This window comes from Mycobacterium sp. SM3041 (assembly GCF_039668335.1).
GTDB lineage: Bacteria > Actinomycetota > Actinomycetes > Mycobacteriales > Mycobacteriaceae > Mycobacterium.
On sequence record NZ_JAYXBQ010000082.1, the window covers coordinates 197892 to 217278 of the forward strand.

Annotated in this window: 16 protein-coding genes, 3 tRNA genes and 2 pseudogenes; 8 read left to right on the top strand and 13 right to left on the bottom strand. The window is 68.1% G+C overall.

All coding sequences use genetic code 11. From position 1 onward, the window contains the following. Window positions 1-17: 17 nt before the first annotated feature. The 12 genes from rplA to VXD91_RS30350 all read right to left on the bottom strand — a co-directional run bounded on the left by rplA (window position 18) and on the right by VXD91_RS30350 (window position 6187). The gene (gene rplA / locus VXD91_RS30295) at window positions 18-728 is read right to left on the bottom strand and encodes a 50S ribosomal protein L1 (RefSeq protein ID WP_061001845.1); all 711 of its coding nucleotides are present in this window, start codon (window positions 726-728) and stop codon (window positions 18-20) included. A gap of 91 nt (window positions 729-819) precedes the next feature. After that, window positions 820-1251 carry a 50S ribosomal protein L11 gene (gene rplK, locus VXD91_RS30300; RefSeq protein ID WP_043401604.1) on the bottom strand — a complete coding sequence of 144 codons (432 nt, stop codon included), beginning with the start codon at window positions 1249-1251 and terminating at the stop codon, window positions 820-822. A 71-nt stretch (window positions 1252-1322) separates the two neighbouring features. After that, window positions 1323-2000: a transcription termination/antitermination protein NusG gene (gene nusG, locus VXD91_RS30305; protein WP_231506704.1), complete on the bottom strand. Its 678-nt coding sequence runs from the start codon at window positions 1998-2000 to the stop codon at window positions 1323-1325. Window positions 2001-2202: 202 nt separating this feature from the next. Further along, window positions 2203-2667, bottom strand: coding sequence for a preprotein translocase subunit SecE (secE, locus tag VXD91_RS30310; RefSeq protein WP_135356841.1), 465 nt, complete (start codon window positions 2665-2667; stop codon window positions 2203-2205). 63 nt (window positions 2668-2730) lie between these two features. Then, window positions 2731-2803 (bottom strand) — tRNA-Trp (locus VXD91_RS30315). 144 nt (window positions 2804-2947) lie between these two features. Continuing rightward, window positions 2948-3460, bottom strand: a complete 513-nt coding sequence (hadC, locus tag VXD91_RS30320; protein ID WP_061001837.1) for a (3R)-hydroxyacyl-ACP dehydratase subunit HadC — start codon at window positions 3458-3460, stop codon at window positions 2948-2950. 2 nt (window positions 3461-3462) lie between these two features. Further along, entirely contained in the window at window positions 3463-3891 is a 429-nt protein-coding gene (gene hadB, locus VXD91_RS30325; protein ID WP_061001834.1) for a (3R)-hydroxyacyl-ACP dehydratase subunit HadB, read from the bottom strand. Next, a complete protein-coding gene (hadA, locus tag VXD91_RS30330) occupies window positions 3878-4357 on the bottom strand; it encodes a (3R)-hydroxyacyl-ACP dehydratase subunit HadA (RefSeq protein ID WP_061001830.1) in 480 nt (159 codons plus the stop codon). The genes hadB and hadA overlap by 14 nt, the downstream gene beginning before the upstream one ends. Window positions 4358-4366: 9 nt before the next feature. After that, window positions 4367-4534: a 50S ribosomal protein L33 gene (gene rpmG, locus VXD91_RS30335; protein WP_003881823.1), complete on the bottom strand. Its 168-nt coding sequence runs from the start codon at window positions 4532-4534 to the stop codon at window positions 4367-4369. A 35-nt stretch (window positions 4535-4569) separates the two neighbouring features. Beyond that, window positions 4570-4646, bottom strand: a tRNA-Met gene (locus VXD91_RS30340). A 67-nt stretch (window positions 4647-4713) separates the two neighbouring features. Further along, a tRNA-Thr gene (locus VXD91_RS30345) sits at window positions 4714-4786 on the bottom strand. A gap of 561 nt (window positions 4787-5347) precedes the next feature. Then, window positions 5348-6187, bottom strand: coding sequence for a hypothetical protein (locus tag VXD91_RS30350; RefSeq protein ID WP_073694567.1), 840 nt, complete (start codon window positions 6185-6187; stop codon window positions 5348-5350). A 481-nt stretch (window positions 6188-6668) separates the two neighbouring features. Here VXD91_RS30350 and VXD91_RS30355 point away from each other — a divergent pair, with 481 nt between their 5' ends. The 6 genes and pseudogenes from VXD91_RS30355 to recD all read left to right on the top strand — a co-directional run bounded on the left by VXD91_RS30355 (window position 6669) and on the right by recD (window position 17495). Further along, window positions 6669-7382, top strand: a complete 714-nt coding sequence (locus VXD91_RS30355) for an MBL fold metallo-hydrolase (protein ID WP_138250519.1) — start codon at window positions 6669-6671, stop codon at window positions 7380-7382. Window positions 7383-7471: 89 nt separating this feature from the next. Then, window positions 7472-8321: pseudogene (locus tag VXD91_RS30360) on the top strand (hypothetical protein). A gap of 75 nt (window positions 8322-8396) precedes the next feature. Then, on the top strand, window positions 8397-9095 hold the full coding sequence (locus VXD91_RS30365; RefSeq protein WP_061001826.1) for a crotonase/enoyl-CoA hydratase family protein: 699 nt from the start codon (window positions 8397-8399) through the stop codon (window positions 9093-9095). A gap of 47 nt (window positions 9096-9142) precedes the next feature. After that, complete coding sequence (gene recC, locus VXD91_RS30370; protein ID WP_346417113.1) at window positions 9143-12433, top strand: exodeoxyribonuclease V subunit gamma; 3291 nt, start codon at window positions 9143-9145, stop codon at window positions 12431-12433. Next, complete coding sequence (locus VXD91_RS30375; protein WP_346417114.1) at window positions 12433-15747, top strand: UvrD-helicase domain-containing protein; 3315 nt, start codon at window positions 12433-12435, stop codon at window positions 15745-15747. Before recC ends, VXD91_RS30375 begins: the two co-directional genes overlap by 1 nt. Then, complete coding sequence (gene recD, locus VXD91_RS30380; protein ID WP_346417115.1) at window positions 15744-17495, top strand: exodeoxyribonuclease V subunit alpha; 1752 nt, start codon at window positions 15744-15746, stop codon at window positions 17493-17495. The genes VXD91_RS30375 and recD overlap by 4 nt, the downstream gene beginning before the upstream one ends. A gap of 12 nt (window positions 17496-17507) precedes the next feature. On the opposite strand, the gene VXD91_RS30385 is transcribed toward recD, so the two are convergent. Beyond that, window positions 17508-17978, bottom strand: coding sequence for a carboxymuconolactone decarboxylase family protein (locus tag VXD91_RS30385; protein WP_064857873.1), 471 nt, complete (start codon window positions 17976-17978; stop codon window positions 17508-17510). Window positions 17979-18061: 83 nt separating this feature from the next. Between VXD91_RS30385 and VXD91_RS30390 the strand changes: the two are divergent. Both VXD91_RS30390 and VXD91_RS30395 read left to right on the top strand, forming a co-directional pair. Beyond that, window positions 18062-19015, top strand: a pseudogene (locus VXD91_RS30390) (pirin family protein); the annotation flags it as partial. Between the two features lie 30 nt (window positions 19016-19045). After that, complete coding sequence (locus VXD91_RS30395) at window positions 19046-19375, top strand: GNAT family N-acetyltransferase (RefSeq protein WP_346417170.1); 330 nt, start codon at window positions 19046-19048, stop codon at window positions 19373-19375. Window positions 19376-19387 lie beyond the last annotated feature (12 nt).

Consider the following 19387-nt stretch of genomic DNA (forward strand, 5'->3'; position numbering starts at 1 on the left):
GTCAGAGCTGTTGTGGCTCAGGCCTCTTCGGTGAAGTTCCGGGTGACGGCCGGGTCGACCGGGATGCCCGGGCCGGTGGTCGTCGAGACGGTGACCTTCTTCAGGTAACGGCCCTTCGACGACGACGGCTTGGCGCGCAGCACCTCGTCCAGCGCGGCACCGTAGTTCTCGGCCAGCTTGACCTCGTCGAACGAGGCCTTGCCGATGATCAGGTGCAGGTTGGCCTGCTTGTCGACGCGGAAGTTGATCTTGCCGCCCTTGATGTCGGACACGGCCTTGGCCACGTCCGGAGTGACCGTGCCGGTCTTCGGGTTCGGCATCAGACCACGCGGGCCGAGGACGCGGGCGATCTTACCGACCTTGGCCATCTGGTCCGGCGTCGCGATCGCGGCGTCGAAGTCGGTCCACCCACCCTGGATACGCTCGATCAGGTCATCGCTACCGACGGCATCGGCGCCGGCGGCCACAGCGGCCTCGGCTTTCTCACCAACCGCGAACACCACTACGCGGGCGGTCTTACCGGTGCCGTGCGGCAGGTTGACGGTGCCACGCACCATCTGGTCTGCCTTACGAGGATCGACACCCAGCCGGATCGCAACCTCGACGGTCGCATCCTGCTTCTTCGAGGACGTCTCCTTGGCCAGCTTGACGGCCTGGAGCGGGGTGTACAGGTTGTCGCGGTCTACCTTCTCGGCAGCTTCGCGGTATGCCTTGCTGTTCTTGCTCATTCAAATCTCCAGTTCAGAGGTTGTGGTTAGCGAGCCGAAGCGGGCTCTTCCACGTGTTGCTTAAGGTCGACTATTCGACTTGTGGGTCGAACTATTCGACGGTGATACCCATCGAGCGCGCGGTGCCGGCGATGATCTTGGCGGCGGCGTCGATGTCGTTCGCGTTGAGGTCTTCCTTCTTGGTCTCGGCGATTTCGCGGACCTGGTCCCAGCTGATCTTGGCGACCTTGGTCTTGTGCGGCTCGGCCGAACCCTTCTGGATGCCCGCAGCCTTGAGCAGCAGCCGGGCGGCCGGCGGGGTCTTCAGGACGAACGTGAACGTGCGGTCCTCGTAGACGCTGATCTCGACGGGGATGACGTTTCCGCGCTGGCTTTCTGTCGCGGCGTTGTACGCCTTGCAGAACTCCATGATGTTGACGCCGTGCTGGCCGAGCGCCGGACCCACGGGCGGGGCGGGGTTGGCCGCGCCGGCCTGGATCTGAAGCTTGATCAGCCCGACGACCTTCTTCTTCTTCGGGGCCATTGGTGTGGTGTTCCTTTCTAGGTAGTCGCGGCGCGACTACGTTCCTGCTAACCGGGAGCCGAGGCTCGCGATTAAATCTTGCTGACCTGCGTGAAGGTCAATTCGACCGGTGTCTCGCGTCCGAAGATGGACACCAGCACCTTGAGCTTCTGCTGCTCGGCGTTGACCTCGCTGATCGACGCGGGCAGCGTGGCGAACGGGCCGTCCATGACGGTGACGGACTCGCCGACCTCGAAGTCGACCAGAATTTCCGGACGCGCCAGGGTGGCTTCGCTGTCGGCGCCCGACGCGGCGGCGGCCGCCGTCGCCTTGGCGGGCTTCTTCGCGGCGCCCTGCGGCAGCAGGAACTTCACGACGTCGTCGAGCGACAGCGCCGACGGCTTCGAGGTCGCACCGACGAACCCGGTGACCCCCGGGGTGTTGCGCACGGCGCCCCACGACTCGTCGTTCAGGTCCATGCGCACCAGGATGTAGCCCGGCAGCACCTTGCGGTTGACCTGCTTGCGCTGGCCGTTCTTGATCTCGGTGACTTCTTCGGTCGGCACCTCGACCTGGAAGATGTAGTCGCCGACATCCAGGTTCTGCACGCGGGTCTCGAGGTTGGCCTTCACCTTGTTCTCGTAACCGGCGTACGAGTGGATGACGTACCACTCGCCTGCCTGACGACGCAGCTGCTTCTTCAGCGCGACCGCGGGATCCTCGTCCTCGGGCTCCTCGGCGGCGGCTTCCACCGTCTCGTCGACGACCACGTCAGTCGCCTCGGGCGCTTCTTCAGCGTCGGCCGAGTCGGTGTCCAGGGTGTCGTCAGCGTCCACGGTCTCGTCCGAGGTCTCCACCGACTCGACTGCCTCGGCGGTCACGTCGGACTCGTCCGAAGGTGTCTCGCCATCGAAAGTCACGGTAGTCAGTCCTCTCTTACGTTCTTGAGCTCGTCCCGGCGGGCGCTCGGCGTCAGCCGAACACCCACATGACGAGCTTGGCGAGACCGAGGTCGACCCCACCGATCAGCGCCACCATGAAGACCAGGAACACGAGTACGACGGTCGTGTAGCCGATCATCTGCTTGCGGTTCGGCCAGATGACCTTGCGCAGCTCGGCGACGACCTGCTTGAGGTAGTTCCAGACAAACACGAACGGGTTCCGCGTGGGGCCCGTCTTCTTGGACTTTTCAGCCTTCTTCGGCTTGGACTTCTTGCCGGCGTCGGCCGTGCTGTCGTCGGAGTCGGAGTCGGTGTCGCCGGTGTCGACGTCCGATTCGGACTCGTCGACCTCGACGGCCCGCCGGGCCCGCTTTCCGGTCGGACGCGCGGGGCGCGTCACAACTGCGGTCTGGCCCTGCGACTCGCTTTCGCCCGCGTCGGTGCCCGCATCAGTACCGGCGCCTGCGGAGCCGGCACTATCGCGCTCGTCGCTCACCGCATGCCTTTCGTCTGTTCCAGGTGGTCACATTTCCAGTGTCCACATCGGTATTCAGTTGAGCAGGGGCGACAGGACTTGAACCTGCAACCTGCGGTTTTGGAGACCGCTGCTCTGCCAATTGAGCTACGCCCCTTCAGTACCGACCAGGTCGGTACATCTGGTTGGGTCCTCACACAATTCGCGCGCTCCCCGATCGGTCGATGTGTAACCGACGGACAGCGCGCTTGAAAGGGTGGATCCCCGAGGACCGAGTGTACATCGGCCCCAGTCTGAGTTACTAATCCGCTCCGGCAGCCGAGCGCAGGACCTGACCGGTCTCGCGGTCGTAGCGCACCGACACCGAGTTGTCGCCCTCGTGGCCCATCAGAGTGGTGAAGGCCTCCATGATGAGTCCACCGTCGTCATCGGTGAGCGTGTTGCGGGTCTGCACGATGTCGGCACCGAACCGATGCTCGATGGAGATGATCTCGACGGTCGCGTGCAGCCGGTCACCGACCTTGATCGGGCGGTGGTAAACGAACTTCTGGTCGACCTGGATGATCTGCATGGTCTCCATGCCGACGTCGACGACGCGGAAGAAATCCTGCTGGACCAGCAGCGCGACGACCGCTACGAACGTCGGACCGGCGATCAGGGTGTCATGGCCCAACTCCGCTGCGGCGGCTTCGTCCATCGAGACCGGGTGGTCCGACTTGACGGCCTTGGCGTACTGCCGGACCTGCTCGCGCCCCACCGTGAACACCTGGGGGTACTTGTGGACCATGCCCAGGATGTCGGGATTCACCGGCATGACTACGCCAACTTCGCGGTCGCGACGGCGCGGCCGAAGATCTTCTTTCCACCGGTGGTGGCAGAGATCGCGATCGTCACCGACTTGGATTCCTCGTCGACCGACTTCACGCGACCGCTGAAGACCAGCTCGGCACCGATGCCGTCGTTGGGGACCGGGACCACCGAGGTGAAACGGACGTTGTATTCGGTCACGGCAGCCGGGTCACCGACCCAGTTGGTGATGAAACCGCCGCCGAGGCCCATGGTCAGCATGCCGTGCGCAATGGCGGTGTCCAGACCGACCTGCTTGGCGATCTCGTCGTCCCAGTGGATCGGGTTCAGGTCGCCGGAGACGCCGGCGTAGTTGACCAGGTCCTGCCGGGTCAGCTTGATGATCTTCTCGGGCAGCTCGTCGCCGACCTTGACCGAACTGAACTCACGAAGCGCCATCTGAGAATCCTCCCTGTCCGTCCTCATCAGCCGACCGACCAGCCAAGGTCGTGTAGGCCTCCTGCACAACCTCACCGCGATCGTTCGTGATGATGTTCTTGTTCACGACGATGTCGGTGCCGTGTGCCCGTCGGAACGAGTCGACGTACACGTCGCAGTACAGCGTGTCGCCGGCCTTGATGGGCTGCAGAAACTTCAGCGACTGATCCACATGGACGATCTGGGCGTCCGAGACGGAGATGCCGGCGGCGCCGAACATCGCGAGCTGCGCCTGGTAACCGAAGATGCTGATGAAAGTCAGCGGTGCCAGCAGCACGTCGTAGCCGAGTTCAGCCGCGGCCGACTCGGCGTGGAAGGACGCGTCGTCGTTCTGAACGGCGATCGCGTGCTCACGAATCTTCTCGCGCCCGACCTCATAGCTCTCGGGATGCCGGTAGTGGAAACCGACAATGTCCGCCAGACCCACGGCGAGTGGCTAACGCGACTCTTTGTGCGGCTGGTGCGTACCGCAGTTCGGGCAGAACTTCTTGATCTCAAGACGATCCGGGTCGTTGCGACGGTTCTTCTTGGTGATGTAGTTACGGTGCTTGCACACCTCGCAGGCCAAGGTGATCTTCGGCCGTACGTCGGTACTCGACGCCACGTCTCTGCCTCTTTCGCTTCGAATCTCTGTTGTGCTGGTAGCGGTGGGGAGGCTCGATCTCCCGACCTCACGATTATGAGTCGTGCGCTCTAACCAGCTGAGCTACACCGCCCCGACAGACACAGGCGGCGCAGCGGCGGATTTTTACTTCCGTCGCTCCGCTCGCCATATGTCCACCGAGCCCCCTAACGGAATCGAACCGTTGACCTTTTCCTTACCATGGAAACGCTCTGCCGACTGAGCTAAGGGGGCCTGACCCTCGGTTTGGAACTGCCGGTTACGACCGTCTACCCCGTGGGCCTTAAAGAGGTTACCGTCTCGCTGTTTCACCTGCCAAAACGGCAGCTCAATCCCACTATTTCAGGCCACTCGACGGCTGCTGTCGGCTTGTTGTTCGTTTCGACGGCGGCTGTCGCCTCGGTGTCCGCATCGGCACCCGCGGCCCGATCGGGAGCCCGCGCCTCGGTATCCGCATCGGCCCCAGCGGTCGGCGTTGTTTTGTCGCCCAGATCCGGTGCCGCAGGTGTCCCGGGCTTCAATCATCGCTTTGTCTCGCACGTGGCGATTGACGTCAGGTACCGCTACGCCGCACCATCGATACCTCAGTGCAATGCGCTCACCCCAACCGGCAGGCTGATTGAAGCCAGTAGCCAGGCCTTCGACGCAACGTGAGTCGCCAAGATCGGGCAGTGGTCACCTGATGCGCCTGGGTTGGGGGCGGGACGATCATTGGTGTTCGTCTTGGTTGTCCCCAAAGGTCCTTGTCGGCTTTGAACTTGTAGAGCCACGGACCGTCGAGACCAGGCCACCGAACTACGCCGCCCGCCACCCACGGCGGTACAAAGCCGCCGCCACCCGGGCCAGGATGTCATTGTCGGTGTCTTCCTTGATGACCTTGACGACGATCCAATTTCTCGCTTCGAGCTTTGGCAGCACCTGCAGGTCGTATACATACTGCCCACGATCGGTCTGATGGTGCTTTCCCTCGTACTGCACCCCGATTCGCAGTTGCTTCCAACCCATGTCGAACTTGGTGATCAGCCGGTTGCCCTCGTAGACCGGGATTTGAGTGTCGGTCGGACGCATCCCCGCATCCGTGAGCAGTAGGCGCAGCCGCGACTCCCGGGGCGACTCGGCCCCGTCGTCGGCCAGCTCCAGTGCCACGCGCAGCTTTTCGACACCGCGCGCCCACGGATATCGTGCGGCGATCGGCTCAACATCGGGCACGCCGACACGACCCAACCACAGCAGTGCGTCGATCCGTGCGACGGCCGCATCGCGGTTGAGGTGCCGACCCAGATCGAAGATCGTTCGCGCCGGCGTGGTCAGCGGAATCCCGTCGTACGTCGTGACCTCATCCGCCGCGTATATCTCATTCCGCACGATCAAACCGCTCGGTGGGCGACCGTTCCGCCACAGCAACTCGATCGGGACATCGTCGTCGACGTATTTCGCCCAATGCAGCGCCGACGCCGCCACTCCTGCGATGACACCACGCCGGCCGGACCACAACCACGCACCGCGAGCGCGTTCCCGAATGGTCGGTTTGGGCGGGCCGTACACGTCCGGGAACATGCGCGTGTAGCGCCTCCGCAGGTCATTGCGCGTGACCATTCCCGCGGCGAGCGCCTCGCTGCCGATGATTACCCTCATGGCGCGATGTTGTCGGGAACCTCCGACGCCACCGCATCCAAACCCGTGCCGCTGAGCTCACCCTGTGGATGAATGCCGCACTGTGAATGAACGCCGCACTGTGAATGAACGCCGCCCTGCGAAGTGGTCGCCCGACGCAAAAACGCCACCGCCCATCAACGCCGCCCAGCGGCATGCCTGCCCAGCGCAAAAATCCGTGGTTTCAATCAACCAGCGTCCTTACCAGTCCCGATTGACGTCAGGGACGCCCCGAGGCCGAAATACGTACATGGCTGCAATCTGCCTGCCATCCGCGCGGCGAGATTGAAGCCGCGCACTTCGACTCGGCCAAGCAACGCGGGCAGAGCCACGCGGGCCCAACGCGGACCGAGCCACGCGGACCCAACCCGCGTCGCGCCCCGCGGCCCAACCCGCGTCACGCCCGTACCCCACCCCGTCCACACCCACATCACACGGCCGACCGCCCTCTTAAGCTGTCGGCATGCCTGATGACCGCCTGTATTTCCGCCAGTTGCTCGCCGGCCGCGACTTCGCGGCGACCGATCCGATCGCGGCGCAGATGCGCAACTTCGCCTACCTCATCGGCGACCGGGAGACCGGCGACTGCGTGGTGGTCGACCCGGCCTACGCCGCGGGTGATCTGGTCGACGTCCTCGAAGGCGACGGCATGCACCTGTCCGGCGTGCTCGTCACCCACCACCATCCCGACCATGTCGGCGGCTCGATGATGGGCTTCGAGCTCAAGGGCCTGGCCGAGCTGCTGGAGCGGGTCAGCGTGCCGGTGCACGTCAACGCCCACGAGGCGGACTGGGTATCGCGGGTCACCGGCATCGCACCGTCGGAGCTGACGTCCCACCAGCACGGCGACGTCGTGCAGGTCGGGTCCGTGCCGATCGAGCTGCTGCACACCCCGGGACACACCCCGGGCAGCCAGTGCTTCCTGCTCGACGGCCGGTTGGTGGCCGGCGACACGCTGTTCCTGGAGGGCTGCGGCCGCACCGATTTCCCGGGCGGCAACGTCGACGACATGTTCCGCAGCCTGCAGGCGCTGGCCGCATTGCCGGGCGACCCGACGGTCTTCCCCGGGCACTGGTATTCGGCCGAACCCAGCGCGCCGCTCGACGATGTCCGTCGCACCAACTACGTCTACCGGGCGCGCGACCTGGATCAGTGGCGCATGCTCATGGGCGGGTAGCGGCGCAGCTACCTTTTGCTCTCCGTTGTACAAGTCAACCAGCGAATATTAGTCGCAGTGTCGGATTAAACCGATCGGTGACTTGACGACTGGATGGCGCGGTGGACTGGATATCTCAACGCTGGGACGACCTGACGGGTCTGGGATCCGGCAGCTGGCTGGCCATCGCGGCGTGGGCCGCACTGGCGTTCGGCATCGTCGTACTGATCGCGGTGAACCGCCAGCTGTCCAAGAATCGCCAGCTCAAGCAGGATCAGGTCCGCCCGCAGGTGACCATGTTCATGGAGCCGCACGCGTCGGACTGGCACCTGATCGAGCTGGTGGTCCGCAACTTCGGGCAGATGGCGGCGCACAACATCTCGTTCGATTTCACCAATCATCCGACGGTCGCCATCTATGAGGATTCCGACCACGACGGCGAACTCGACGTCACCGAGCTGCGACTGCCCAGCGAACTATCGATCCTGGCTCCGGGTCAGGAGTGGGCGAACCATCTGGGACTCGGCGATCAGTCGCGAGGAGCTGGGCGGGTCCATCCGCTCCCGGTTCGAGGGGACACTCACCTACTACGACATGCCCGCCCCGGCGGCCGGCAAGAAGTCTCGGTTCGGGCGCAAGCCCCGCGAGTTCGAGTCGAAGGCGGTGCTCGACTGGGCCGCGCTGCAGCCGGTGCAGCGGTTGGAGCTGATGACGACGCACGACCTCGCCAAGCGCGAGAAGCAGAAGCTCGAGCTGTTGCGCAGCGTGCTGACGTACTTCCACTACGCCTCCAAGGAGACGCAGCCCGACGTCTTCCGCGCCGAGATCGACCGGATGAACCGGGCGGTCCGGGAGACGCAGGACCGGTGGCGCAGCCGCGCCACCGACGAGACCACCGAACTGGAAATCCAGTGGTTCGACGACGGCCCGAAGGGACGGCACCGCAACGCCGTCCACTGACAGGTCGGCACCGACGGCACGTCTAGCATCGGCTCACACCCGTTCCCGGCCCGGGAACCGACCGAGGGAGAACCGATGAGCACCGTCACCTACGCCGTGACCGATGCGGTTGCCACGATCACGCTCGACGACGGCAAGGTCAACGTCCTGAGCCCGACGATGCAGCAGAACATCCACGCCGCGCTGGATCAGGCCGAGCAGGCCGACGCGGTCAAGGCCGTCGTCATCGCCGGCAACAACCGAGTCTTGAGCGCCGGGTTCGACCTCGCGATCTTCGGCTCCGGAGACGCCGCGGCCGGGTTCGCCATGCTGCGCGGCGGCATCGAGCTGATGGACCGGGTCCTGCGTTTCCCCGTCCCCGTGGTGGTCGCCGCCACCGGACCGGCCGTCGCCGGTGGATCGTTCCTGCTGTGCTCGGGCGACCACCGCATCGGTTCCGAGAAGACCCGCTGCCAGGCCAACGAGGTGGCCATCGGCATGACGGTGCCGCAGTCCTGCATCGAAATCCTCCGGATGCGGCTGACCAATTCGGCCTTCCAGCGGGCGGTCGGCCTGGCCGCGACGTTCACCGGTGAAGAGGCGCGCGCCGGCGGCTGGCTCGACGAGGTCGTGGCGCCGGACGACGTGCTGAGCCGCGCCCAGGAGGTGGCCGCCGGATTCGCCGCGACGCTGCACACCCAGCACCACCTGGCCAGCAAGCTCAAGGCCCGCGCCGACGGACTGGCCGCGATCCAGGCCGGTATCGACGGCCTCGCCGCGGAGTTCGGCGGGTAACGCCACACATCGACAACGCTGTCGGTGCCCCGACCTAGGGTGGTCCGATGGCGCTACACCTGCACCGAGCCGAAGACACCGGCGCGCTGGCCGCCGGGCTGGGTGCGCTGCTCGCCGAACCGCTGGCCGACCCGTTCGCCGCCGAGTTGGTGCTGGTGTCCGCACGCGGGATGGAACGCTGGCTCAGCCAGCAGCTGTCCCACGTGCTCGGCACCGGCACGGCGCACGACGGCGTGTGCGCGGGCATCGAGTTCCGCTCCCCCACATCGCTTCTCGCCGAGATCACGGGCACTGTGGACGACAATCCGTGGGAGCCCGACGCCCTCGTGTGGCCGCTGCTGGAAGTGCTTGATGAGCTGGGCGCAGACACCCCCTGGGCGGGCACCCTCGCCACGCACCTCGGCTACACCGCGCTGGGCAACCCCGAGGAAACCCAGCTGCGGCAGGGCCGTCGATACGCGGTGGCCAGGCGGCTGGCGGGGCTGTTCGACACCTACGCCAAGGCCCGGCCGGCGATGCTCGCCGACTGGCTGGCGGGCGGCAGCTCCGACGGCGCGGGCGGACGGTTGGACGACGACCTGTGCTGGCAACCGCACCTGTGGCGCGCGACGGCCGAACGTGTCGCGGCTGATCCACCCCCGGTTCGGCAAGCGAAAACCCTTGCCCGGCTGATCGATTCGCCATCGGAACTGCCGCCGCGACTGTCGCTGTTCGGGCACACCCGCTTGCCCGCGGCAGATCTCGAACTGCTCGGCGCCCTGGCCACCCACCACGATCTGCACCTGTGGCTGCCGCATCCCAGCGACCCACTGTGGCAGTCGCTGGCCGACCTGCGCGGCCAGGAGCCGCGGCGCGTCGACACCAGCCGGTTGCGGGTGGGGCACCCGCTGCTGCAGACCCTCGGCCGTGATCTGCGGGAGCTGCAACGCGGCCTGCCCGCCGCGCAGACCGATCAGTTCCATCCCCGCACCGGATTCCCGGACACGCTGCTGGGCCGGCTGCAGTCCGACATCTCGGCCGACGAGGTGCGGCCCGGCCGGCGGCGGCTCGCAAAGGCCGACCGGTCCGTGCAGATCCATCGCTGTCACGGCGCGGCCCGGCAGATCGATGTGCTGCGTGATGTGCTGCTGGGCCTGCTCGACGACGACGAGACCCTGCAGCCGCGCGACATCCTGGTGATGTGCCCTGACATCGAGACCTACGCGCCGCTCATCACCGCGGCGTTCGGGGCGGGCGAGCATGCCGACCTCGGCCACCCGGCCCAGAGCCTGCGGGTCCGGTTGGCCGACCGTGCGCTGACCCAGACCAATCCCCTGCTCGGGGTGCTGGCCGAGCTGCTCGATATCGCCGATGGCCGGGCCACCGCCAGCGCGGTGCTGAGCCTGGCGCACAGCGAGCCGGTGCGCCGGCGCTTCGCGTGGGGCGACGACGACCTCGTTGACCTCACCGAATGGGTTGGCGCAGCGGGCATTCGGTGGGGTTTCGACGCGGCGCACCGCACCCCGTACGCGCTGCAGCGGTACCCGCAGAACACCTGGCAGTTCGGGGTCGACCGGCTGCTCGTCGGCGCCGCGATGTCCGACGATTCGCAGGGCTGGCTGGGTACCGCGTTGCCGCTCGACGACGTCGACTCGAACCGCGTGGAACTGGCCGGCCGGTTGGCGGAGTACGTGCAGCGGTTGTGCGGTGTCGTCGACCGGCTCACCGGCGCGCAACCGCTGGAGAGCTGGGTCGAGGTGCTGCGCGAGGGCATCGCACAGCTCACGCGGGTCGGTCCCGACGAGCAGTGGCAGCAGGCGCAACTCGACCGCGAACTGGCGAAAGTGTTGGCGCACGCGGGTTCTCGGTCCGGCACGACACTGCGGCTGCCCGACGTGCGGTCCCTGCTGCGGCGGCAACTGGCCGGCCGTCCCACCCGCGCCAACTTCCGCACCGGCACGCTGACGGTGTGCACCATGGTCCCGATGCGCTCGGTGCCGCATCGCGTGGTGTGCCTCGTCGGCCTCGACGACGGCGTCTTTCCGCGCACCAACATCGCCGACGGCGACGACGTCCTGGCCCGTCGTCCGCTCACGGGTGAACGCGACATCCGTTCGGAGGACCGGCAGTTGCTGCTCGATGCCATCTGCTCGGCCACCGACACCCTGGTCATCACCTACACCGGCACCGACGAACACTCCGGTGAGCACCGGCCGCCCGCGGTCCCGGTGCAGGAGCTGCTCGACGCGCTGGATCGGACCACGACCGAACCTGTCCGGGACCGCATCGTGGCCGACCACCCGTTGCAGCCCTTCGATATTCGCACGGTCGCGCGTGACCGGCTGGTCCCCGACCGACCGTTCACCTACGACCCGGCAGCACTGCGCGGGGCCAGGGCCGTCCTCGGCGAGCGCCGGCCGAAGCCACGGCTCATCGACGGGCCGCTGGACGAATCACCGTGCGGTGACGTCGAACTCGCCGAACTGCTGAGGTTCTTCGCCAACCCGGTGAAGGGGTTCTTCCGGGCGCTGGACTACACGCTGCCGTGGGAGGCCGACGAATTGTCCGATGCCATCCCGGTCGCCATCGACGGACTCGGCAAGTGGGCGGTCGGGGAACGCATGCTGGGCGACTTGAAGATCGGCCGCGATCCGGACTTCGTGATCGGCGCGGAGTGGCGGCGCGGCACGCTGCCGCCGGGCCGGCTCGGCTGGCGTCAGGCCAACGAAATCCGCGGTGAGGCACTCGAACTGGCTACCGCGGCCCGATCGCTGCAGCGGAGCGAGGCGAGCGCGCTGGACATCGACGTCGACCTCGGTCAGGGTCGCAGACTCACCGGCACCGTCGCGCCGCTCTGGCAGGACCGCACCGTGACGGTCACCTATTCGAAGCTGGGCGCCAAGCACCGGCTGCAGGCCTGGGTCACCCTGGTGGCGCTGGCGGCGGGCGCACCGGGGCGCGAGTGGGAGGCATACTGCATCGGCCGCGGCCCACGCGGCGGCGTGCACGCCATGGGTTATCAGCCTCCGGAGCAACCGCTTTCGGTGTTGCGCGACCTGGTCGCGATCTACGACGCGGGCCGCTGTGAACCGCTGCCCCTGCCGTTGAAGACGTCGCTGGAATGGGCGCGAGCGCGGCAATTCGACGACCCGGTACCGGAGCGGGGTGCCGAGTCGGAGTGGCGGTTCGAGAAGGACGGCGCCGAGCACGTGGAGGTCTGGGGACCGGCCGCGCCGTTGCAGGTGCTGCTCGATCCACCGCGGCCCGACGAAGTCGCCGTCCGGGGCGAGACCACGCGCCTGGGCGCCTACGCGTCCCGGCTGTGGCAGCCACTGCTCGACGCGGAGCGGCGCATCTGATGGACGCGTTCGATCTGCTCGGCCCGTTGCCCGACCGCGCGACGACGACGGTGTTGGAAGCCAGCGCCGGCACCGGCAAGACCTATGCCCTCGCCGGTCTGGTGACGCGGTACGTCGCCGAGGGCGTGGCCACCCTGGACGAGATGCTGCTCATCACGTTCAGCCGGGCGGCCACCCGGGAACTGCGCGAACGGGTACGGGCGCAGTTGGTGAAGACCGTTGCCGCGCTGGATGATCCGTCCGAGGACGACGACGACCTGATTCGTCACCTGGCAGCCGTGGAACCCGGCGAACTGGTCCGGCGCCGTGCCCGGCTGCGCGATGCGTTGTCGGATTTCGACGCCGCGACCATCGCCACCACGCACGAGTTCTGCGGGCTGGTGCTGCGTTCCCTCGGCATCGCCGGCGACACCGATTCGGGCGCCCAGTTGGTGGAGAGCCTCGACGATCTGGTGGGCGAGATCGTCTCGGACCTGTACCTGACGACCTACGGTGACCAGCGCGAGGAGCCCGCGCTGAGCTTCAACGATGCGCTCGATCTGGCCAAACGTGTCGTCGGCGATCCGGGCGCGCAGCTGCGGCCCGTCACCGCCGACCCGGACAGCGTTGCGGCGCAGCGCCTGTCGTTCGCCCGGGCGGTGCTCGAGGAACTCGAACGCCGCAAGCGCCGACTCGGGGTGTTGAGCTTCGACGACCTGCTGAGCCGGCTGGCGACCGCGCTGGAGGAGCCCGATGCCCCGGCCCGCGACCGGATGCGCCGGCGCTGGCCGATCGTCATGGTCGACGAGTTCCAGGACACCGATCCGGTGCAATGGCAGGTGATCTCGCGGGCGTTCGTCGGGCACAGTGCCGTCGTCCTGATCGGCGACCCGAAGCAAGCCATCTACGCGTTCCGCGGTGGCGACATCGTCACCTACCTGGATGCCGCGCGCAGTGCCGACCAGCGGCTGACCCTGGCCGAGAACTGGCGCAGCGACAAGGTTCTGGTGGACCGGCTGCAGACGGTCCTCAAGGGTGCGGCCCTCGGCGACGACGACATCGTGGTGCACCCCGTCGAGGCCCGCACCGAGCGCCACCGGCTCACCGGCGCGCCGCGCAACGATCCGTTCCGGCTGCGGGTCGTCGCGCGCACGGAATTCGGGACGCCGCAGCGCCGGATGGTTCCGATCGGCCAGTTGCGGCCGTACATCGCCAGGGATCTTGCCGCCGACATCTCGGTACTGCTGGCCGGCGGCGCGCAGTTCGATGGCCGGCCGCTGACCGCCGGCGATATCGCGGTTATCGTCGACAGCGGCCTCGACGCCATCCCGTGCCGGGATGCGTTGGCGGACTTGGGCATTCCAGTGGTGTACTCGGGCGACACCGACGTGTTCGCGTCGACCGCGGCGGCGGAGTGGCTGCGGCTGCTCGATGCCTTCGACACCCCGAACCGCAGTGGCGTGGTGCGGGCCGCGGCGACCACCATGTTCTTCGGCCACCGCGCGGCCGATCTGGCCGCCGGCGGCGACGAGCTGACCGACCAGATCACCACCACCATCCGGCAGTGGGCAGGCCTGGCCCGGGACCGCGGCATCGCGGCGGTGTTCGAGGCGGTGGTGTCGTCGGGCCTGCCCGAGCGGGTACTCGGGCATCGGGGCGGTGAACGACACATGACCGACCTCGCGCATGTCAGCCAGCTCCTGCACGAAACCGCCCATCGCGAGCGTTACCACCTACCCGCCCTGCGTGATTGGCTGCGCCGCCAGATGAAGGACCGCGCCGGCCCGGCTGAACGCAACCGCCGGCTCGACAGCGACGCCGCAGCGGTTCAGATCATGACGGTGTGGCGCAGCAAGGGGCTGCAGTTCCCCGTCGTCTATCTGCCGTTCGGGTTCAACAGGTTCACCAAGACCGACACCGTGCTGCGTTTCCACGACACCGACGGCACGCGGTGCCTGCATGTCGGTGGCGCCGGCGCCACCGACCGGGCCGCGGCGGAGCAGGCCGGCGAGGCCGAGACCGCCGGCGACAACGTCCGGCTCACCTATGTCGCGCTCACCCGGGCGCAGTCGCAGGTGGTGGCGTGGTGGGCGCCGTCGCGCGACGAGCAGAACGGGGGCCTGTCGCGGCTGTTGCGGGGCCGCCGGCCCGGCGCCACCGCGGTACCCGACTGCGCCACGCCGCAGACGCTGTCCGACGACGATGCGCTGGCGTGCTTCACCGCGTGGGAGCACGCGGGCGGTCCGGTGGTCGAGGCGGCCGAGCCCGTCACCCCGATGTCGCCGCCGGCGCCGGAGGCACCGGTGGACCTGGACGTGCGGCATTTCCATCGCAGCATCGACACGCGTTGGCGACGGACGTCGTACTCGGCGCTGGTGCGCGTCGTGCACGACGACGGACACGCGGTGAGCAGCGAACCGGACACCGCGCTGCGGGACGACGAATCCGCCGACGTCGTCCCCGAGGCGCCACCTCCGCTGCCCGGCGACCTACCGTCGCCGATGGCACACCTGCCTGCCGGCGCCGCCTTCGGCTCGTTGGTGCACGCCGTGCTCGAAAGCGCCGACCCGCTGTCCCCGGATCTGACAGCCGAACTGGCGGCCAGGATCGACGAGCAGGCGGGGTTGTGGCACGTCGAGGTGCCGACCGACGAGCTGGCTTCGGCCCTGGTGCCGATGCACGACACCCCGCTCGGGCCGTTGGCGCCAGGCCTGACGCTGCGGCAGATCGGGCTGCGGGACCGGTTGCGGGAACTGGATTTCGAGATGCCGCTGGGCGGTGGCCAGGACCGGCCGGACGCGGCGCGGGACATCCGGCTCGGCGACGTCGGCGCGCTGGTGAGCGAACTGCTGCCGGCCGCTGATCCGTTGTCGGCCTACGGCGCGCGGTTGCAGGCCGAGCCGCTGGGGCACCAGCGGTTGCACGGCTATCTGTCGGGTTCCATCGACGCGGTGCTGCGGGTGCCCGATGAGTCGGCGCCGGGGGGCCACCGCTACGTGGTGGTCGACTACAAGACGAACCGGCTGGGCGACTTCGGCACCGAGAACACCGCGGCGGACTACACGGCGCCCCGGCTCGCCGAAGCCATGATGCATTCCGACTACCCGCTGCAGGCGTTGCTGTATTCGGTTGTGCTGCACCGGTTCCTGCGCTGGCGACTACCCGGCTACGCGCCCGCCCGGCATCTGGGCGGCGTGGCCTACCTGTTCGTGCGGGGCATGTGCGGCGCGGCGACTCCCCTGGTCGAGGGTCACCCGTGCGGGGTGTTCAGCTGGCAGCCCCCGGTCGAGCTGGTGGGCCGGCTGTCGGATCTCCTGGATGGGACGGCAGCATGACGGCACCGCCGGAGGCAGCGCCGGACCGGCTGCCCGACCCCATGGACTGGCGGCAGGTGCCCGCGGCGACCGGGCTGCTGGCGACGTTCAACGCCGCCGGCGTGCTGAATGCCGCCGATGTGCATGTGGCCCAGCGGTGTTGCGCGCTGGCCGAAGAGACGGGCGATGTCGTCGCCCTCGCCGTCGGGCTGGCGGTCCGGGCGCTGCGGGAAGGCTCGGTGTGCGTCGACCTCAGGACCGTCGCCGACGACATCGGCGGTGACCTGCCTTGGCCGGCGCCCGGCGATCTGGTCGCCGCCGTCGCGGCCAGTCCGTTGACGGGCAAGGCCATCCGGCTGGACCGCGAGCGGCTCCTGTACCTGGACCGCTACTGGCGCGAAGAACAGCAGGTGTGCACCGACCTGCTGGCGCTGTCGGCGCAGGCGTCGCATCCGGTCGCCGACGCCGAACTGGAACGACTTTTCCCGCCACCGGGTTTCGCCGAGCAGCGGGCCGCCGCACAGCTCGCGCTGACGCAGCCGGTGACGGTGCTGACCGGTGGGCCCGGCACGGGCAAGACGACGACCGTGGCCCGGTTGCTCGCGCTCCTTGCGCAGGCCGCGCATCCGGGCCGGCTGCGGATCGCGCTCGCGGCGCCGACCGGAAAAGCCGCCGCCCGACTGCAGGAGGCCGTCTCGGCCGAGGTGGCCAAACTCGACAGCGCGGACCGGGACCGGCTCAGCGGGCTGCGGGCCGTCACGCTGCACCGGTTGCTCGGCGGGCGTCCCGACAGCGCCTCGCGGTTCAAGCACCACCGCGGCAACCGGTTGCCGCACGACGTCGTCGTCGTCGACGAGACCTCGATGGTGTCGCTGACACTCATGGCCCGGCTGCTCGAAGCCGTTCGGCCCGACACCCGGCTGCTGCTGGTCGGCGACCCCGACCAGTTGACCTCGGTGCAGGCAGGTGCCGTGCTGGCCGATCTGGTCGACGGCCTCACCGACCACCCGTCCATCAAGATCGCCGCGCTGCACACCACGCACCGCTTCGGGGCGGCGATCGGCGGGCTGGCCGAAGCGATCCGGTCCGGTGACGCCGACCAGGTGCTCGCCCTCCTGCGGGCGGGCGATGCGGCCATCGAGTTCATCGAGGATTCCGAGCCGGCCGCGGCGCTCCGCCCGGCACTGGTGGGCCACGCCCTGAAGGTGCGGGCCTGCGCACTACTGGGCGCCGGGCCCGAGGGTCTCGCGGCCATGGACGAACACCGCCTGCTCTGCGCGCACCGCGACGGGCCGTACGGGGTGCGGCACTGGAATCGTCAGGTGGAGCGCTGGATCACCGACGAGACCGGGCAGGCCACGTGGTCGCCGTGGTACCCGGGCCGCCCGCTGCTGGTCACCGCCAACGACTACGCGCTGGGCATCTACAACGGCGACACCGGCCTGGTCTCCGCCGGACCCGACGGCGTGCAGGTGTACATCGCGGGTGCGACTGGGACGCAACGGTTCTCGCCGAGCCGGGTCGCCGAAGTCGAGACCATGTACGCGCTGACCATCCACAAGAGCCAGGGCTCGCAGGCCGACGAGGTGACGGTGGTCCTGCCGCCCGCCGACTCCCGGCTCCTGACGCGCGAGCTGTTCTACACCGCGGTCACACGGGCGAAGCAGAAGGTGCGCATCGTCGGGTCGGCCGACGAGGTGCGGGCCGCGGTACAGCGGCAGGCGCTACGCGCGTCGGGGCTGCGGGACCGGCTGCGGGCCGGCACCTAGGGCAGCCCGCGCCTAGGGTCGCACCGGGTGGCGGCTCAGGATCGACACCCGATTGAAGGCGTTGATCGCGGTGGCCACCCAGATCACGGCGGAAATCTCGTCGTCGTTCAGTACCGCTCGCGCCCTTGCGTATTCGCGTTCGGCGGTGTCGTGGTCGGGCAACGTCGTGGTGATCTCGGCGAGCCGCAGCGCGGCCCGTTCCGGCTCGGAGAACAACTCGGTGTCCCGCCAGGCGCGCAACGTCGCCAGCTGCTTGTCGGTCACGCCGGCCTTCACCGCGCGACGGTGATGGATCTCCAGGCACGACGGGCAGCCGTTGATCAATGAGACACGGGTGTTGATCAGCTCCACCAGAGCCGGCGACAACCCGGCGTCGGCGGCGGTCTTGCTGACCGCGGTCGCGACCGCCACCAGTGTCCGGTAGGCGTGGGGTGACTGCTTGTCGATGTGTACGTGCGCGGGGCCCGGTTCGGTGGTGTCCATTGCCTACTTTCAGGTTGTGGCCAGACCGGCGCGGGTATGGTCTGAGCGAACGCGACGATGGTACGCAGCCGGGAAGGCGAATCGTGAGCAATCTTGAGGCAGACCCCGTCGAATACGACTGCGCCGCCGGGCCTCCCAACCGAATCGAGGTTCTGGAGCCGCGCGAGGTGCCGCTGGGTGGGCCGCGCGCCATGATGGTTCGGCGCACCCTGCCGCAGCGTGACCGCTCCCTGGTCGGCGCGTGGTGTTTCGCCGACCACTACGGCCCGGAGAACGTGCGCACCAAGGCCGGGATGGACGTCCCGCCGCACCCGCACACGGGTTTGCAGACGGTCAGCTGGCTGTTCAGCGGCGAGATCGAGCACCGTGATTCGCACGGCATCCACGAGATGGTGCGGCCCGGCGAGCTGAATCTGATGACGGCCGGCGCCGGCATCTGCCACTCCGAGGTCTCTACAGCGGCGACGACGATCCTGCACGGCGTCCAGTTGTGGGTCGCGCTGCCCGACGCCGCCCGCCACGGTCCCCGCAACTTCGACCACTATGCGCCGCAGCCGGTTTCATTCGGCGACGCCACGGTGTCGGTGTTCCTGGGCGCGCTGGCCGGGCAGCGGTCACCCGTGCGTACGCACACGCCGCTGCTCGGTGCGCAGGTCGATCTGCCCGCCGGCGCGAGCGTCGAATTCGAGGTCGACCCCACCTTCTAGCACGCCGTGCTGCTCGACCAGGGCGCGCTGACCGTCGCCGATACGCCGGTGCAGCCGTACGAAATGGCTTATCAGGGCGTCGGATCCGCGCGCCTGACGCTCTCCAGCACCGGTAGCGAACCGGCGCGCGCCGTCATTCTCGGCGGCACGCCCTTCACCGAAGAACTGCTGATGTGGTGGAACTTCGTGGGACGCACCCACGACGAGATCGTCGAATACCGCAATCAGTGGCAGGCCGAGTCCGCACAGTTCGGCGAAGTCATCGGCTACGAGGGCGAGCCGGCTCGGTTGCCCGCTCCCCCGCTACCGACCACCCGCCTGGTCCCGCGGAAACCACCCACCGGAGGAAAGGCCCGAGTGATGCTCACCGACAAGAACGGCGAACCTGTCGAGGTGACCCAGGAAGCCGACCGATTCAGCATCACGGTCGACGGAAAGCCCGTGGGGCTCACCGCTTTCATCGAACACGGTGAGCAGCGGGTTTTCTACCACACCGAGATCGATCCGGCGTTCGGCGGGCGCGGACTGGCCAGTGTCCTGATCGCTCAGGCCCTGGCGACGACGCTGCAGCAGGGCAAGCGCATCGTGGCGATCTGCCCGATGGTCAAGGCATACGTCGAGAAGCATCACGACTTCGACGACATCCTCGATCCGCGGACGCCGGAGATTCTGCGGCTGCTGCCGCGCTAGGCCGCCGGACGG

What these genes read in the sequence shown, in the direction of transcription:
- rplA (WP_061001845.1), bottom strand. Translation starts at nt 728, where the DNA reads ATGAGCAAGAACAGCAAGGCATACCGCGAAGCTGCCGAGAAGGTAGAC.
- rplK (WP_043401604.1), bottom strand. Translation starts at nt 1,251, where the DNA reads ATGGCCCCGAAGAAGAAGAAGGTCGTCGGGCTGATCAAGCTTCAGATC.
- hadC (WP_061001837.1), bottom strand. Translation starts at nt 3,460, where the DNA reads ATGCCGGTGAATCCCGACATCCTGGGCATGGTCCACAAGTACCCCCAG.
- hadB (WP_061001834.1), bottom strand. Translation starts at nt 3,891, where the DNA reads ATGGCGCTTCGTGAGTTCAGTTCGGTCAAGGTCGGCGACGAGCTGCCC.
- VXD91_RS30350 (WP_073694567.1), bottom strand. Translation starts at nt 6,187, where the DNA reads ATGAGGGTAATCATCGGCAGCGAGGCGCTCGCCGCGGGAATGGTCACG.
- VXD91_RS30355 (WP_138250519.1), top strand. Translation starts at nt 6,669, where the DNA reads ATGCCTGATGACCGCCTGTATTTCCGCCAGTTGCTCGCCGGCCGCGAC.
- VXD91_RS30365 (WP_061001826.1), top strand. Translation starts at nt 8,397, where the DNA reads ATGAGCACCGTCACCTACGCCGTGACCGATGCGGTTGCCACGATCACG.
- recC (WP_346417113.1), top strand. Translation starts at nt 9,143, where the DNA reads ATGGCGCTACACCTGCACCGAGCCGAAGACACCGGCGCGCTGGCCGCC.
- VXD91_RS30375 (WP_346417114.1), top strand. Translation starts at nt 12,433, where the DNA reads ATGGACGCGTTCGATCTGCTCGGCCCGTTGCCCGACCGCGCGACGACG.
- recD (WP_346417115.1), top strand. Translation starts at nt 15,744, where the DNA reads ATGACGGCACCGCCGGAGGCAGCGCCGGACCGGCTGCCCGACCCCATG.
- VXD91_RS30385 (WP_064857873.1), bottom strand. Translation starts at nt 17,978, where the DNA reads ATGGACACCACCGAACCGGGCCCCGCGCACGTACACATCGACAAGCAG.
- VXD91_RS30395 (WP_346417170.1), top strand. Translation starts at nt 19,046, where the DNA reads ATGCTCACCGACAAGAACGGCGAACCTGTCGAGGTGACCCAGGAAGCC.